This is a genomic window from Acinetobacter gyllenbergii CIP 110306 = MTCC 11365 (genome assembly GCF_000413855.1).
Lineage (GTDB): Bacteria > Pseudomonadota > Gammaproteobacteria > Pseudomonadales > Moraxellaceae > Acinetobacter > Acinetobacter gyllenbergii.
Genome location: NZ_ATGG01000016.1, coordinates 35,492 through 49,286, shown reverse-complemented (window position 1 = coordinate 49,286; position 13,795 = coordinate 35,492). Strand labels below are relative to the sequence as shown.

Below are 13,795 nucleotides of genomic sequence, written 5' to 3'. Positions count from 1 at the left end.
TTGTTATTTGTAATCAAACGGGTTACTAATAATATTCACATCAAAACTGATGTGATAGTATTGATCATCATTATTCTGCATCATTTATAAAGATATGTTTAGTTTGCATCCTCAACTTGCTCAAGATACATTTTTTGTAGGCGACTTCCCGCTTTCAACATGTCGTTTAATGAATGATATGCAATTTCCTTGGTTGATCCTGATTCCACGTGTTCCAGGCGTCACAGAATTATATGAATTAAGCCAAGCAGACCAAGAACAGTTTTTACGTGAATCAAGCTGGTTATCAAGCCAATTGTCACGTGTATTCCGTGCAGACAAGATGAATGTTGCCGCTTTAGGAAACGTTGTTCCTCAGCTTCATTTTCATCATGTAGTACGTTATCAAAACGATGTTGCATGGCCTAAGCCAGTATGGGGAACACCAGCTGTGCCTTATAGCAATGATGTACTTGCGCATATGCGTCAAACATTAATGTTGGCATTGCGTGGACAGGGTGATATGCCATTTGATTGGCGTATGGACTGATCCAGAAAAATAGAATAAATACAGTATTCTATAATAAGAAAAGGAGGATAGGGTGCCACTAGATAGGTTGATTGATAAAGAACCTAGACAGTTCGCTTATTTTCATCGTTTGATGGGATATTCGATTCTGTCACTTATTTTGGTAATTTATGCATTTACCTCAACCAGTGCTAGCTATCAACTCTACCTTCTTCCTTTATTATTCATTTATTTTTTGCTCTGTCCTCGTTTAGAAAAATGGCTGCAATATAAATTTGATAAAAAAATAGAAAAAAATGTTCTGTTTGCCAATGAGGCGGTGATCGTCGCATTGGTGCTTGCTGCAATACATTTGAGTCTTGTTCCGACCTTTACCATTTTATTTGCACTGCTCTATGTCGGATTGAATAACCGAATTTCTTTGCCTGTTTCCTGTTTGATCGGGCTGATAGGTGTCATTACATTCTACTTCAGTACCTACATCATTTTTGGTGCAGAAGAGTATTTTGAACCCACCAATCCAGAACTGACTGTTGTGAGCCTTTTAGGCTTAATGATGTTTATTGTGATTGGTAATTATTATCAGCATCGTCGTTTGAATATTTTGGGGCAGCAACGCCAGCACTATCATAATCAAATGACGCGTTATATTGCGTTCGCCAATCAGTTGAGCCGTTATGCGCCGTTACAGTTGTGGCAATCAATTATGCGCGGTGAGGCAGAGGCAAAAATTGAATATAAGCGTAAGAAATTAACCATTTTCTTTTCTGATATACAAGGTTTTACTGAGTTGTCAGAAACCCTCATTCCCGATGATTTAGCCTTCTTGCTGAATGATTATTTGAGTCATATGACTGAAATTGCCAAGCAGTATGAAGCAACCGTCGACAAGTTTATGGGCGATGCGATTCTTATTTTCTTTGGGGATCCAAACTCGCAGGGTGTCGAACAGGATGCAAAATCCTGTGTCGAAATGGCTATTGCGATGCGCCAGCAAATGAAATTGTTACGTGAACGCTGGAAGAAAATGGGTTATCCTGCTTTGCATATTCGTATGGGTATCAGTACGGGTTATTGCCACGTCGGTAACTACGGGGCTTCTCATCGTATGGCTTATACCATTGTTGGTCGTGACGTAAACTTGGCAGCCCGTTTGCAGTCTGCGGCTGAGGTTGATGAAATTCTGATTGCCGATGACACCCATCAGCTGATTAAAAATGAGTTTTTGTGTGTGCCGAAAGTACCTATTTATTTAAAAGGTATTCAAGGTCCTGTTAAAACCTGGCAGGTGATGGAGAAATTCACAGGCAAGAAATCAGATACACAAAAATGGTTTGATTTCGATTATAAAGGTTTCCATTTAGTTCTGAATTTAGAAGAAGTACAGAACTATGAATATCCTGAACTGGTCGAGATCTTGGAAAATATGGTTCAGCGTATTAAGACCCAGCAAAAAATTACCAATGCACAGGGTATTCCTAAATTGACTTTAGATGATGAAGTTCGATAATTAACCCCCATCTATTCTGTCAGTTCATTCTTAATGTATATGAATCTCATATAAATGATCAAATTCAGCAGCTAAAGATGCCAGTGTCGTGGCTTTGAGTTGTTGCGTCAGAATATTTTGTGCATCTTGTATTGCATGATTTAAAGCGGCATTCACCACTCGTTCAACTAAGCATTCTGGATTTTCTCGTTCATTGCCAATCGCAAAAATCGTTGGTTCACCCACGGCTTGATAAATATCCCACAGCGTAATTTTTTCTAAATCACCTGTTAACTGCCAACCACCACCTGCGCCTTTTTCTGAATGGACAAAACCTGCCTTTTTAAGACCTGACATGGTCCGTCTGACCACAACTGGATTAGTGGAAAGCATTTGTGCGATTTCATCAGAGGTAAAAGTCTTGTTTTGTCTTGCCATGTGAAGTAGCACATGAAGCATTCGTGAAAGTTTACTGTCTGTACGCATTGAATTTATAAAAATACAAAAAGGGATTACATTAAATGTAACATCAAAAGTTGCAAATTAAAATAAAAAGCATTAACGTAACTTTTAAAGTTACATTAAGGGTTGAACTTATGCAGTACGATGTTGCGATTATTGGTGGAAGTTATGCGGGTTTGTCAGCAGCGATGCCCTTGGTAAGAGCGCGTAAAAAAGTGGCAGTGATTGATGCTGGGCAAAGGCGGAATCGCTTTGCAGCGCATTCACATGGCTTTTTAACACAGGATGGGCGTAAAGCCAGTGAGATTGTGGATATTGCTAAGCAGCAGCTTTTAGCTTATCAGACGGTTGATTGGGAAGATGGTCAGGTGAAGCGTGTAGAAAAAGTTGAGGGTGGTTTTGCAATCTGTATTGATGGCACTCGTTCAATCACCGCAAAACGTTTGATCATTGCCGCAGGCATCACAGATCGGCTACCTGAAATTTCAGGTTTAGCTGAGCGTTGGGGGAAAAGCATTTTTCATTGCCCTTATTGTCATGGTTATGAGTTGGATCAAGGCAAGATCGGGATTATTGCCAGTTCTGAGCATGCGGCACATATGGCGATGATGTTGCCAGATTGGGGGGATACCACGCTGTTCTTAAATGATTATCCTATAGCCGAGGAATTGTTTGATCAATTAGCCACCCGAGGTGTCCGCGTAGAAAAACGGTTGATTCAAGAAATTATCGGGCATAGCGATGTGTTACTCGCAGATGGTTCTGTTATTCAGTTGGATGGTATTTTTGCAACCACAAAATGTAGCATCGCTCAGGACTGGATATTCAAGTTGGGTTGTGAGATTGAACAGAATGCGATGGGTGAGGCAATAAAGACCAATGCAATGAAAGAAACATCAGTGACAGGGATTTTTGCCTGCGGTGATGTTGCCCGTTTAGGCGGTTCAGTGCCTTTGGCTGTTGGAGATGGCACCATGGCTGGTGCTGCTGCACATCGATCTTTAATTTTCGCTTAGCAAATAAAAAGCTAGAGATTGACTCTAGCTTTTTATGTCTGAGAAAATCAGTTGAATTAATGATTTTCCGAAGCATGGTTGATGGTGTATTTAGGAATTTCAATTTCTAAATCTTCATCTACAATTTCAACTTGGCAAGACAGGCGAGAATCAGGCTCTAGGCCCCATGCACGGTCAAGCAAATCTGCTTCAACGTCATTCATTTCTTCAAGGCTGTCAAAGCCTTTACGCACAACCACGTGACAGGTCGTACATGCTGCTGACATGTCACAAGCATGTTCAATTTTAATGCCGTTTTTTAATAAACTTTGGCATAAATTGGCGTTATGTTCGACTTCAAATTCTGCACCTTCAGGGCAAATTTGTGCATGAGGAAGAACTTTAATACGTGGCATATTGATCACCTATACCTTTAGTTTGAGTTTGACCAATCTTCAAGTTTTGTACCTTTTAAGGCATGGTCAATATGTCGGTTCATACGCAATGCAGCAAAGGCATCACTATGAATTTTAAGTTGCTGAACAGCATGTTCAATTGCTGCAAGCTCATCGGTTTTCAGACGGGCTTTTAACGCTTCAGCGGCAAGAATTAAGTCGCGTGCCTGCTGCTGTGAGAGTAAATCCGTATCTGCTTTCAATGCTTGTTCGAGCGCTTCTAGCTCACGTTGCGCTTCGACTTTGGTTTCTTGCAAATGACGAAGGTGTTTGTCTTCTTCGGCATATTGAAAGCCTTCAACCAATAAACGCTCAGTATCCGCTGCAGATAAACCATAAGATGGTTTGATATCAATTTGTGCTTGAACACCAGAGGTGGTTTCTTTTGCAGAAACGGTGAGTAAACCATCCGCATCAACTTGGAAAGTCACTTCAATACGGGCTTGACCAGCAGTCATTGGTGGAATGCCATGTAACACAAAACGGCCCAATGAGCGGCAATGCTCAACTAAGTCACGTTCACCTTGCACTACATGAATCAACATGGCAGTTTGACCATCTTGATAGGTGGTAAATTCCTGACGGCGCGCCACAGGAATTGCGGTGTTTCGTGAAATCAAACGTTCAACCAGTCCACCCATGGTTTCTAGACCAAGAGAAAGTGGGGTCACATCAAGCAATAATGAACCATCTTGGCTATTACCAATCAACTGATTGGCAGTGATTGATGCGCCAATGGCAACCACTTCATCAGGGTTAATGGTGCATAATGGTTCACGTTGAAATAATTCACTCACCGCTTTCTGTACGGCATAAGAGCGCGTAGAACCACCGACAAGGACTACATGTTCGATTTCGTCGAGATCAAGCTTGGCATCACGTAATACACGTTTGCACACACTCATGGTTTTATCGAGTGCGACTTGAATAATTGCTTCAAAGGTTGGGCGATCTAAAGTGAGACGATCATCCAGTAATTTTAATTCGGCAGATTCGTGATCGGTTAAATATTCTTTGGCTTGACGTGCTGCCACAACAAAAACGGCATATTCTTCATCAGTTAAGGTTTCGATGTTGAGCTGTTTTTTAGCCCATTTTACGATTAAGCGATCAATGTCATCACCACCAAGGGCAGTGTGTCCGCCAGTCGCAAGAACTTCAAACACACCTTGTGAAAAACGTAAGATCGAGACGTCAAATGTACCGCCCCCTAGATCGTAAATCACATAGTTACGATCGGTGTTGAGATTGGTGTCTTGATCCAATCCATAAGCAACAGCCGCTGCTGTAGGTTCGTTCAATAAACGTAAAACATTCAAACCTGCAAGCTGTGCAGCATCACGTGTTGCTTGACGTTGTGCTTCGTCGAAATAGGCTGGAACGGTAATCACAGCACCATTCACAGGGTTGTTGAGGCTGGCTTCGGCACGGTCTTTTAACTGTTTTAAAATTTCTGCAGAAATTTCGACAGGTGTTTTACGACCAGCCGCAGTTTCAAATGCAGGCATTTCATTTTCTGCACCAACGAGTGTATATGGGTGCTGGAATTTGATATCTGCTTGTGAACGACCCATAAAGCGTTTTACTGAAACAACGGTATTTTTTGGATCAGTCAGCATAAAGGGTTTAGCTTCATAGCCAAACGTCGTTGCATCCTTTGCATAGTGAACAATAGATGGGAGTAATACTCGCTCTTTGTCATCTTGTAGAACTTTCGGTTTTCCCGATAGCACTGTCGCCACTAAAGAGTGGGTTGTCCCCAAGTCAATGCCAATCGCAATACGATGTTGATGCGGGGCAGTAGATTGACCAGGTTCAGCAATTTGCAAAAGTGCCATGCGTGCGGTATCCCTTGAAAATAATTGGTAACAGCGGATTAAAAATCATCATCGAGGTCGAAGCTTTCTTCTTCGTCCAGCATGCGATCTTCAGCTTTATCAATATCATTCATAACACGTTGAAAAAAACGTAACTTACGAACAGTATCACGTACTTCAGCCCAGTCTTCGTCAGTAAAATCAATTTTAAATTCGCGAACTAGACCATCGATCCATTGCTGAATTTCAACTTTTAAAGTGTGAAGTTGCTCTGTTGAGGTGGCTTCATCAAGTTGTTCGCGCATTTCGAGTGCAGATTGCAAAAATTCAAAATCGCTAATGGATTGGTCAAGATGGTGATCTTGTTTTTTTAAGGCAAGTAGATATGCCGCACGACTATCAACTTGTGAGAGTACTTTATACGCTTGGTTGATTTCGCTTGACTTGATCAAGGCCTGATCTTTGTCAGTGGCTTTATCTGGGTGATATTGCTGTTGCAAACTTAAAAACTGTTTTTTTAAAGCTGCTAAATCTATATCGAGTGCTTCGGGTAATTGGAACAACTCAAAATGATTCATGGGAGATGAATTCCGCTAGTGATAAATACGTTAAAACAGTGCGGAACACACTGTTTTGACGAAAAGAAAGAGGGTGTTTGCTTAGACGGTAAATGATTCACCGCAACCACATTCACCTTTTTGATTAGGGTTGCTAAATTCAAAACCTTCGTTTAAACCATTTTTGACATAGTCCATCTCTAAACCATCGAGATAAACTAGACTTTTGGGATCAACAAAAACTTTAACACCAAGTTGTTCAAAGACTTGATCATGTGTATCGACATCGTCGACAAACTCAAGTACATAAGCCAACCCAGAACAACCCGAAGTTTTCACACCAATACGAATCCCTTCACCCTTACCGCGGTTTTGCAGGTAATTGCTGATGTGAGTCGCAGCATTTTCAGTTAAATGGATCATGAAAACTCCAATGTTATTTCGGTCATCAATTAAGCTTTCGCTTTTTTACCGCGATAATCTTCAATCGCAGCTTTAATTGCATCTTCAGCTAAGACAGAGCAGTGTACTTTAACTGGTGGAAGTGCAAGCTCAGTCGCGATATCAATATTCTTGATTGATTGAGCCTCATCAAGCGTTTTACCTTTTAACCATTCGGTTACCAGTGAACTTGATGCAATTGCAGAACCACAGCCGTAAGTTTTGAAGCGAGCTTCTTCAATTACGCCATTGTCATCCACTTGAATTTGCAAACGCATTACGTCGCCACACGCTGGTGCACCGACCATACCTGTACCTACGTTTTCTGCATTTTTGTCTAAAACACCAACGTTACGTGGGTTTTCGTAATGATCAATTACTTTTTCGCTATAAGCCATGTCGCTTCTCCAAACCTCGGGGTCAGCCTAATATTAATATGAGGGTTAAAACACGTTTTTCAATGAAGTGCTCAATTGAGCACTCAGCAAATTAGTGTTCAGCCCATTCAACTGTTGAAAGGTCGATACCTTCTTTGTACATATCCCAAAGCGGAGAAAGTTCACGCAATTTCTCAACCGCAGCTTTGGTAATTGTCAACACATGGTCAATGTCCGCTTCAGTTGTGTATTTACCAAAACTGAAACGAATTGAACTGTGTGCCAACTCATCAGATAAACCTAAAGCACGTAAAACGTATGAAGGTTCTAAAGTTGCAGATGTACATGCTGAACCACTTGAAACAGCAACATCTTTCAGTGCCATCATTAGTGATTCACCTTCAACAAAGTTGAAGCTGACATTTAGATAGTTTGCAACGTTTTGCGTTGGGTGGCCATTCAAGAACACTTGTTCAAGGTCTTGTAAGCCATTCCAAAGTTTGTCGCGTAATTTACGAATGCGCTCTTGTTCTGCCTGCATGGTTTTGCCTGCAATTTCAAAAGCCTCACCCATACCAACAATTTGATGTGTCGCTAAAGTACCAGAACGCATGCCACGCTCATGACCACCACCGTGCATTTGTGCTTTTAAGCGAACACGTGGGCTACGGCGAACGAAAAGGGCGCCAATGCCTTTAGGACCATAAACTTTATGACCAGAGAAACTCATTAAGTCGACTTTCATGGTTGAAAGATCAATCTCAACTTTACCCGCAGCTTGTGCAGCATCGACATGGAAGAATGTCTTGTTGGCGCGTGTTAATTCACCAATCGCAGCAACGTCTGTCACTGTACCGATTTCGTTGTTTACCATCATCAGTGAAACAAGAATCGTGTCTGGACGTAAAGCTGCTTGAACCATTTCAGGGGTAATTAATCCTGTGCGTGGTTCAGGCTCTAAATATGTAATTTCAAAACCTTGTTCTTCAAGCTCACGGCAAGGGTCTAACACAGCTTTGTGTTCGATTTTACTTGTAATGATGTGTTTGCCTTTTGAACCGTAGAACTGAGCAATACCTTTTAATGCTAAGTTATCAGATTCTGTTGCGCCTGAAGTCCACACGATTTCACGTGGGTCAGCTTTGATTAGGTTTGCAACTTGCTCACGCGCATATTCGGCTTTTTCTTCTGCTTGCCAACCATAGGCATGTGAACGTGACGCAGGGTTACCAAAAGTTCCCTCGAACGTTAAACATTCCATCATACGTTCTGCAACTTCAGGCAGTACAGGAGTGGTTGCTGCGTAATCAAGATAAATTGGACGTTTCATGTCAGATACCTGTAACCGATAGAAGGGCTGAATCTAAACTTGGTGAATTTTGGCGTAGAGCAACGGTTTGAACGTTGTCACGCGCAATTAAATCAGCAAGGGTGATTTTTGCGAGATAATCGGCAATATGGTGGGAGAGTTCTTGCCATAAGTCGTGCGTTAAACACATTGCACCATTCTGGCAGTTGCCTTTATGGTCACAACGAGTCGCATCAACAGTTTCATTTACAGCTTCGATAATTTCTAGCACTGTGATTTCACTTGCATTGCGCGCAAGGTGATAGCCACCATTTGCACCGCGAACGCTTGAAACTAACCCATGTCGTTTAAGTTTTGCGAATAACTGTTCTAAATAAGCGACTGAGATGGATTGGCGTGCTGCTATTTCCGCAAGCGTGATCGTTTGTTCAGTTGGCTGCAAAGCTAAATCAAGTAGAGCAGTCACTGCGTAACGACCGCGAGTTGTAAGACGCATGATTCGGTACACATGGTTAGACTAGATGACTAAATTTTATGAATTCCGACTAAAATAGTCAAGTTTTAAATTGCCATTATCAGCGTGAAAAGTAAAATATATTGGAATTATTGTATCCACGTATTATAAACAAAAAAGGCGATGAAAATAAAGCTCAATACCGCAAAGCTGATATTGATCAAGCGCTGACGTTTTTGTAGGCGGTGAATACGATTTTGATATTGTTTTACTTCAACCAGCAAGGTATTGATTTCTGAGCGCTGCTGGTCAATTTTATCCAAAAGTGGGGCAATACGTTGCTGAGATGCAACTGCTTCAGCTTCGTCGTTAAATAAATTGAGCCATTGTTTCCAGTTTGCCAGAATACTAGAGAGTGTGAGATGTGGAACTAAATCTAAGAACTCTTCTGCAAGAACGGCATCACCGAGAATGCGCATATTGCTAATACTACGCTGATTGTTAAACACAAAAATCTTAATCAGATCGATGAGTGTGCTATTAATTTCCAAATCGATGTTTCGATCCAACGCTTTCATATCAAATAAAAGACCTTTTTCGGTAAATTGGATATAAAAGTCGAAGAACGGAATATAGCTATTGATGCGAATGGTGATTTTTTTGTCAATCAATTTTTTCGCGTGCAAGCGCAACCCTGCATCGTGCGTCAGCATGAAGGAGAAAAAAGTTTCTAAAACAATGATGACAATGTTTAGCAACAAATGGGGGTGTTTATGTCTTTGTTGCGTATCACTCATAGATCTCTTTTTCCTTACCAATAACGTTATGAAACAATAAAATCTGTAAACTTGAGCATCCGTACTCAAATTGTGAAAAATAATTTACATGACTTTATTGCTTTGTAGAACAGTTTTTTAAAACGATCAAGTCTTAACTTTGATATTATAAAAACATTTTTATGGTTAAATACGACATACTGTTTGTAAAGAGCTTAGGAGTAATAGTCAATGGATAACTCAAACATAGAAAATCCTAGTGAAGAAGCTGAAGTAAAAACTAAGCCAAAATCAAAGAGTTCTAAAAAATCTGCACTTGATTTCAAAAAATACACACAACAAATCTGGCTGGCTGGTTTGGGTGCTTTTTCACGTGCGGAAGAAGAAGGAAATAAATTGTTTGACTCGCTGGTCAAGGTCGGTGAGGAGCTTGAATCAAAAACAGTCGATTTTGCCGACAATACCGTAGTTAAGGTAACAGAGAAGGCTAAAGAGTCCGTAACAGATACCAAGGATAAGGTTGAAAAGATTCTGGATACAGGTGTCAATCATTCTTTGAATCGTATTGGCTTGGTTACCCCCAAGGATCTTCAACACATCGAGCAGCTCCTTGTTCAGCTCCATATCAAGGTCGATGCGTTGATCGAAGAAAACCATCAATTGAAGGCTAAATTGAATAAAAAGTAAAAAAAAGGCAGGTAACTCGTCTGTTTATGTCGTATTTCAGTATTTATTTTAATTAAAAGGTCTTTCTAGTATTGCGTTCTCCCCCAAAGCATTGCTATAAAGGCGTCATGGCCTTTTAAACTATAGCCTTGGATCTTAACAAACGATATTAAGAGGATATTTTTTATCATGAATAAATCAGAATTAATTGATGCGATTGCTGAAAAAGGGGGAGTGTCTAAATCGGATGCTGGTAAGGCACTCGATGCGACAATTGCATCAATCACTGAAGCACTTAAGAAAGGTGACACGGTTACTTTAGTTGGTTTCGGTACTTTCAGCGTGAAAGAACGTGCTGCTCGTACAGGTCGTAACCCTAAGACTGGTGAAGAGCTGCAAATCAAAGCAAGTAAAGTACCTAGCTTCAAAGCTGGTAAGGGTTTAAAAGATTCGGTTGCGTAATCTTTTTAAATCAATAAACGCACCATTTAGGGTGCGTTTTTTATTTATTGAATGAAAAAGTTAATTTGATCCTTATTCTGCATTCATTCGTCTTTGTTTTTCAGTTAAAATTGCCCCGAAATAAAATATTGGAATTCTTATGGAATCGTTTCGTACTCTCATTAAGGGTTGGCTTGGCAAAGTCCTGCTAGTTTTGTTTTTGACCCCTTTAGCACTTGTAGGTATTGAAGGATATTTTAGTGGTAGCAATAAAACAGACGTTGCGAAATCGGTAAACGGTCAAGATATTTCTAATAAAGAATTAGAAAGTGCAACCAAGAACTATAAAGACCAGTATTTGTCATTGGTCAAAGGTGACGAGTCCCTTTTAAATTTACCTGTCATTCAGGAAAAAGCATTGGATGCACTTGTTGCACGCAGTCTGTTACAGCAGCAAGCTGAAAAGCTGGGTATGACTTTAAGTGATGTACAACTTGAACAAATGTTGGCACAGCAACCAAGTTTCCAAGAAAATGGACAGTTTTCGCAAAAATTATATGAAAACTATTTACGTTCTGTTGGGATGACTAACCAAGCCTTAATCGCGAGTTTACGCCAAGACCATGCATTGAAGATGATTTCAACATCTTTGATGGATTATGCATTGGTGAGTAAATCGGATGTGCAACAGTTAGCTAATCTACAAACAGAACAACGTACCTTACATCTAGCAAGCATTAAGTTAGATGATTATAAAAAAGGCGTAACGGCATCGAATCAAGAAATTACGGATTACTACAACAAGCATAAAACTGAATTTAAGCAAGTTGCCAGTGTCGATGTTGATTATGTGGTGTTAACCCCAGCATTATTGCCTAAAGCAAATCTTGCGGTAACTGAAGCAGATTTACAGCAGGCTTATACGGCTTTTGTTGATGAGCAAAAGAAAGCGATTAAACCTCAGGTTAAGCATATTTTAATTACCACGGATGCACGTGATGACGCTGCGGCGCAGAAACTTGCCAATGAAGTCTATGCAAAAATTCAGGCAGGTATGAGCTTTGCTGATGCCGCTGCTCAATTCTCCGATGATCCAACCTCTAAGACCCAAGGTGGTTTAGTTGAGGCTTATGCGCCAGGTGCATTCTCGGCGGATTTTGATAATGCAGTCAATGCCTTGAAAAATGGTGAGATTTCAAAGCCTGTTAAAACGCAATACGGTTATCACATTATTGAAACAGAATCACCAATGTTGAAGCTGCCATCGTTTGAAGCTGAAAAAGCACGTTTGACTGCTGAGGTTGAAAAATCAAAAGCTGCGAATTTATTTAGCGATACGGTTAACAACCTTAATGAAATGGTAGTTGGTGGTGATTCTTTAGATGTCGTTGCACAAGAAGTGAAGGGTGCGCGTGTTGAATCTGTAAATGGTGTAACACTGACCACTGATAATCCATATTTAAGTGATTTAGGTGTAAAAGCAAAATTGTTTAATGATGATGTGAAGAACGGCGACCGTAATGCATCTTCAAATATTCAATTGGCGAATGGTGATACCATCTGGATTAAAGTTCGCAATTATCATGCAGCGGGTATTAAACCTTTGGATCAAGCAACTGCTGATGTGAAAGCAAAAGTGATCGAAGCGAAGGCTTATAAAGCTGCGCAAGCGAAAATTGCAACGATTCTTGCAGACTTTAAAACTCAACCTGCGGCACAAGTGGTTGCGAAATCTCAAGTCACTTTTGAAAATGCAGGGACATTTGCACGTTCACAAGGCTTGAAGCGTGCGATTGAGCGTGCTGCGTTTAGCATTCCTGCACCAAGCAAAGAAGGGTTGTGGTCTGCAACCACTGCGAAACTTCCAAATGAACTCGTGATTGTTGCTGTTTCAAATGTAAATAGCAGTGTTGCGAGCACATTACCTGCTGAGCAGTTGCAAGAGTTGAACAAGCTTTATCAACAGTTTCGCGGTCAGCAAGTTTTGGAAGATTATACCGAATACTTGAAGTCGCAAGCAAAGATCAAATAATTTTGTTCTAAGCATAAAAAAGCCAGTTTGTAAAAACTGGCTTTTTTATTGGCGACTGTAAATTACTTTTTCTGAATGAATTTGGCTTCTTCAGATTGTGGGTATTGACTGAGCAACTTACTTCTGTATTGATTTGCCAAGGCTGTATTTTTATCGACTTCTTTGGCAATACTATATAGTTGATAAACTGCACGCGATGCTTTGGCAGAATTTGGATAGCGTGTTGCGACAATATTATAGTTTTGCTTGGCTGCTTTGTAGTCAACAGGCTCAACGGCCAAGTAGAATTCAGCTAGCCAAAAATATGCATTGCCGACATAAATACCATTGGGGTGATTTTTAATGAAGTTTTGCATAGGTTGAATGGCTTTTTTGGCACCACCTTGCTTATAGGCATCAAGCGCAACGGTATAGGCTGCTTTTTCTAGCTCAATTTGATTGGTGGTATTACTTGTAGTCGCAGTGTTGGCTTGTGGTGGTTGCTCGGCAGTTGGTGCTTGTGGCTTCACAGAAGGTGTTTGTTGCTGTGTTGCGGGTGCTGTTGGTGCAATCACTGGAGCAGCAGCGGTATCCGTATTGCTTGCTCCGGCTACAGCACCATCTTGAGCTTCAGGGTTATCTTCTGGTGGATCAATTTTTTGAGATAAAAGCTCTAAGCGCTGATCAAGATCGGTATAGCGATTGGTTAGTTCTTTTTTTAACTGTTCAATTGCATTGTCATGTTCTTCAAGTTGACCACGTAACTTACGAATTTCTTCTTCAAGCTTCTGGTTTTTTTGCATGATTTCCCAGTTTAAACTTGGAGAGCCTGCAACAACATTATTGGCTTGTTGTTGACTTAAAGAGCGCGATTCAATTGGAACATTAGCATATAAGTGCGCACTACTGAGCAGGGCAATAAAAAGTACGGAATGCTTTTTTAGCATAAAAATTCATCCATAAGTTGAAATTAAAGCTGTGGTCGAACAAGTCTTCTCTTTTTACTTGCAACACACCAGATATAGATTTTTGATTTA

The 13,795-nt window shown here is 40.5% G+C and carries 16 protein-coding genes; 6 read left to right on the top strand and 10 right to left on the bottom strand.

Annotated features, from left to right (window positions below; genetic code table 11):
* Nucleotides 1-94: 94 nt before the first annotated feature.
* Both F957_RS10125 and F957_RS10130 read left to right on the top strand, forming a co-directional pair.
* Entirely contained in the window at nucleotides 95-529 is a 435-nt protein-coding gene (locus tag F957_RS10125; protein ID WP_004652971.1) for an HIT domain-containing protein, read from the top strand.
* Between the two features lie 52 nt (nucleotides 530-581).
* Entirely contained in the window at nucleotides 582-2,018 is a 1,437-nt protein-coding gene (locus F957_RS10130; protein ID WP_016541113.1) for an adenylate/guanylate cyclase domain-containing protein, read from the top strand.
* Between the two features lie 30 nt (nucleotides 2,019-2,048).
* Here F957_RS10130 and F957_RS10135 read toward each other — a convergent pair whose 3' ends face one another.
* A complete protein-coding gene (locus F957_RS10135; RefSeq protein ID WP_016660355.1) occupies nucleotides 2,049-2,483 on the bottom strand; it encodes an Rrf2 family transcriptional regulator in 435 nt (144 codons plus the stop codon).
* Between the two features lie 110 nt (nucleotides 2,484-2,593).
* On the opposite strand from F957_RS10135, the gene F957_RS10140 reads away from it, so the two are divergent.
* Nucleotides 2,594-3,475: an NAD(P)/FAD-dependent oxidoreductase gene (locus tag F957_RS10140; protein WP_016541115.1), complete on the top strand. Its 882-nt coding sequence runs from the start codon at nucleotides 2,594-2,596 to the stop codon at nucleotides 3,473-3,475.
* Between the two features lie 56 nt (nucleotides 3,476-3,531).
* Here the strand turns inward: F957_RS10140 and fdx are convergent, their stop codons facing one another.
* The 8 genes from fdx to F957_RS10180 form a co-directional block, all read right to left on the bottom strand.
* Entirely contained in the window at nucleotides 3,532-3,870 is a 339-nt protein-coding gene (fdx, locus tag F957_RS10145) for an ISC system 2Fe-2S type ferredoxin (RefSeq protein WP_004652975.1), read from the bottom strand.
* Nucleotides 3,871-3,887: 17 nt separating this feature from the next.
* Nucleotides 3,888-5,747 (bottom strand): Fe-S protein assembly chaperone HscA, encoded by a 1,860-nt coding sequence (gene hscA, locus F957_RS10150; protein ID WP_016541116.1) that lies wholly within the window; start codon nucleotides 5,745-5,747, stop codon nucleotides 3,888-3,890.
* Between the two features lie 38 nt (nucleotides 5,748-5,785).
* Nucleotides 5,786-6,304, bottom strand: coding sequence for a Fe-S protein assembly co-chaperone HscB (gene hscB, locus F957_RS10155; RefSeq protein ID WP_016541117.1), 519 nt, complete (start codon nucleotides 6,302-6,304; stop codon nucleotides 5,786-5,788).
* A gap of 81 nt (nucleotides 6,305-6,385) precedes the next feature.
* Complete coding sequence (gene iscA, locus F957_RS10160) at nucleotides 6,386-6,706, bottom strand: iron-sulfur cluster assembly protein IscA (RefSeq protein ID WP_004652979.1); 321 nt, start codon at nucleotides 6,704-6,706, stop codon at nucleotides 6,386-6,388.
* Nucleotides 6,707-6,735: 29 nt separating this feature from the next.
* On the bottom strand, nucleotides 6,736-7,122 hold the full coding sequence (gene iscU / locus F957_RS10165; protein ID WP_004652980.1) for a Fe-S cluster assembly scaffold IscU: 387 nt from the start codon (nucleotides 7,120-7,122) through the stop codon (nucleotides 6,736-6,738).
* 91 nt (nucleotides 7,123-7,213) lie between these two features.
* The gene (locus F957_RS10170) at nucleotides 7,214-8,431 is read right to left on the bottom strand and encodes an IscS subfamily cysteine desulfurase (RefSeq protein ID WP_004652982.1); all 1,218 of its coding nucleotides are present in this window, start codon (nucleotides 8,429-8,431) and stop codon (nucleotides 7,214-7,216) included.
* 1 nt (nucleotide 8,432) lies between these two features.
* On the bottom strand, nucleotides 8,433-8,906 hold the full coding sequence (locus tag F957_RS10175) for an Rrf2 family transcriptional regulator (RefSeq protein ID WP_004771673.1): 474 nt from the start codon (nucleotides 8,904-8,906) through the stop codon (nucleotides 8,433-8,435).
* A gap of 107 nt (nucleotides 8,907-9,013) precedes the next feature.
* Nucleotides 9,014-9,661 (bottom strand): hypothetical protein, encoded by a 648-nt coding sequence (locus F957_RS10180; protein WP_016541118.1) that lies wholly within the window; start codon nucleotides 9,659-9,661, stop codon nucleotides 9,014-9,016.
* Nucleotides 9,662-9,871: 210 nt separating this feature from the next.
* On the opposite strand from F957_RS10180, the gene F957_RS10185 reads away from it, so the two are divergent.
* The 3 genes from F957_RS10185 to F957_RS10195 all read left to right on the top strand — a co-directional run bounded on the left by F957_RS10185 (nucleotide 9,872) and on the right by F957_RS10195 (nucleotide 12,779).
* Nucleotides 9,872-10,327 (top strand): phasin family protein, encoded by a 456-nt coding sequence (locus F957_RS10185; protein ID WP_016660354.1) that lies wholly within the window; start codon nucleotides 9,872-9,874, stop codon nucleotides 10,325-10,327.
* Nucleotides 10,328-10,495: 168 nt separating this feature from the next.
* On the top strand, nucleotides 10,496-10,768 hold the full coding sequence (locus F957_RS10190; protein WP_004639426.1) for an HU family DNA-binding protein: 273 nt from the start codon (nucleotides 10,496-10,498) through the stop codon (nucleotides 10,766-10,768).
* Between the two features lie 139 nt (nucleotides 10,769-10,907).
* Nucleotides 10,908-12,779 carry a SurA N-terminal domain-containing protein gene (locus tag F957_RS10195; protein WP_016541119.1) on the top strand — a complete coding sequence of 624 codons (1,872 nt, stop codon included), beginning with the start codon at nucleotides 10,908-10,910 and terminating at the stop codon, nucleotides 12,777-12,779.
* A gap of 62 nt (nucleotides 12,780-12,841) precedes the next feature.
* On the opposite strand, the gene F957_RS10200 is transcribed toward F957_RS10195, so the two are convergent.
* Nucleotides 12,842-13,705 carry a YbgF trimerization domain-containing protein gene (locus F957_RS10200; RefSeq protein ID WP_016541120.1) on the bottom strand — a complete coding sequence of 288 codons (864 nt, stop codon included), beginning with the start codon at nucleotides 13,703-13,705 and terminating at the stop codon, nucleotides 12,842-12,844.
* Nucleotides 13,706-13,795 lie beyond the last annotated feature (90 nt).

Coding starts and splice junctions, on each gene's coding strand:
- F957_RS10125 (WP_004652971.1), top strand. CDS start 95: ATGTTTAGTTTGCATCCTCAACTTGCTCAAGATACATTTTTTGTAGGC.
- F957_RS10135 (WP_016660355.1), bottom strand. CDS start 2,483: ATGCGTACAGACAGTAAACTTTCACGAATGCTTCATGTGCTACTTCAC.
- F957_RS10140 (WP_016541115.1), top strand. CDS start 2,594: ATGCAGTACGATGTTGCGATTATTGGTGGAAGTTATGCGGGTTTGTCA.
- fdx (WP_004652975.1), bottom strand. CDS start 3,870: ATGCCACGTATTAAAGTTCTTCCTCATGCACAAATTTGCCCTGAAGGT.
- hscA (WP_016541116.1), bottom strand. CDS start 5,747: ATGGCACTTTTGCAAATTGCTGAACCTGGTCAATCTACTGCCCCGCAT.
- hscB (WP_016541117.1), bottom strand. CDS start 6,304: ATGAATCATTTTGAGTTGTTCCAATTACCCGAAGCACTCGATATAGAT.
- iscA (WP_004652979.1), bottom strand. CDS start 6,706: ATGATCCATTTAACTGAAAATGCTGCGACTCACATCAGCAATTACCTG.
- iscU (WP_004652980.1), bottom strand. CDS start 7,122: ATGGCTTATAGCGAAAAAGTAATTGATCATTACGAAAACCCACGTAAC.
- F957_RS10170 (WP_004652982.1), bottom strand. CDS start 8,431: ATGAAACGTCCAATTTATCTTGATTACGCAGCAACCACTCCTGTACTG.
- F957_RS10175 (WP_004771673.1), bottom strand. CDS start 8,906: ATGCGTCTTACAACTCGCGGTCGTTACGCAGTGACTGCTCTACTTGAT.
- F957_RS10180 (WP_016541118.1), bottom strand. CDS start 9,661: ATGAGTGATACGCAACAAAGACATAAACACCCCCATTTGTTGCTAAAC.
- F957_RS10185 (WP_016660354.1), top strand. CDS start 9,872: ATGGATAACTCAAACATAGAAAATCCTAGTGAAGAAGCTGAAGTAAAA.
- F957_RS10190 (WP_004639426.1), top strand. CDS start 10,496: ATGAATAAATCAGAATTAATTGATGCGATTGCTGAAAAAGGGGGAGTG.
- F957_RS10195 (WP_016541119.1), top strand. CDS start 10,908: ATGGAATCGTTTCGTACTCTCATTAAGGGTTGGCTTGGCAAAGTCCTG.
- F957_RS10200 (WP_016541120.1), bottom strand. CDS start 13,705: ATGCTAAAAAAGCATTCCGTACTTTTTATTGCCCTGCTCAGTAGTGCG.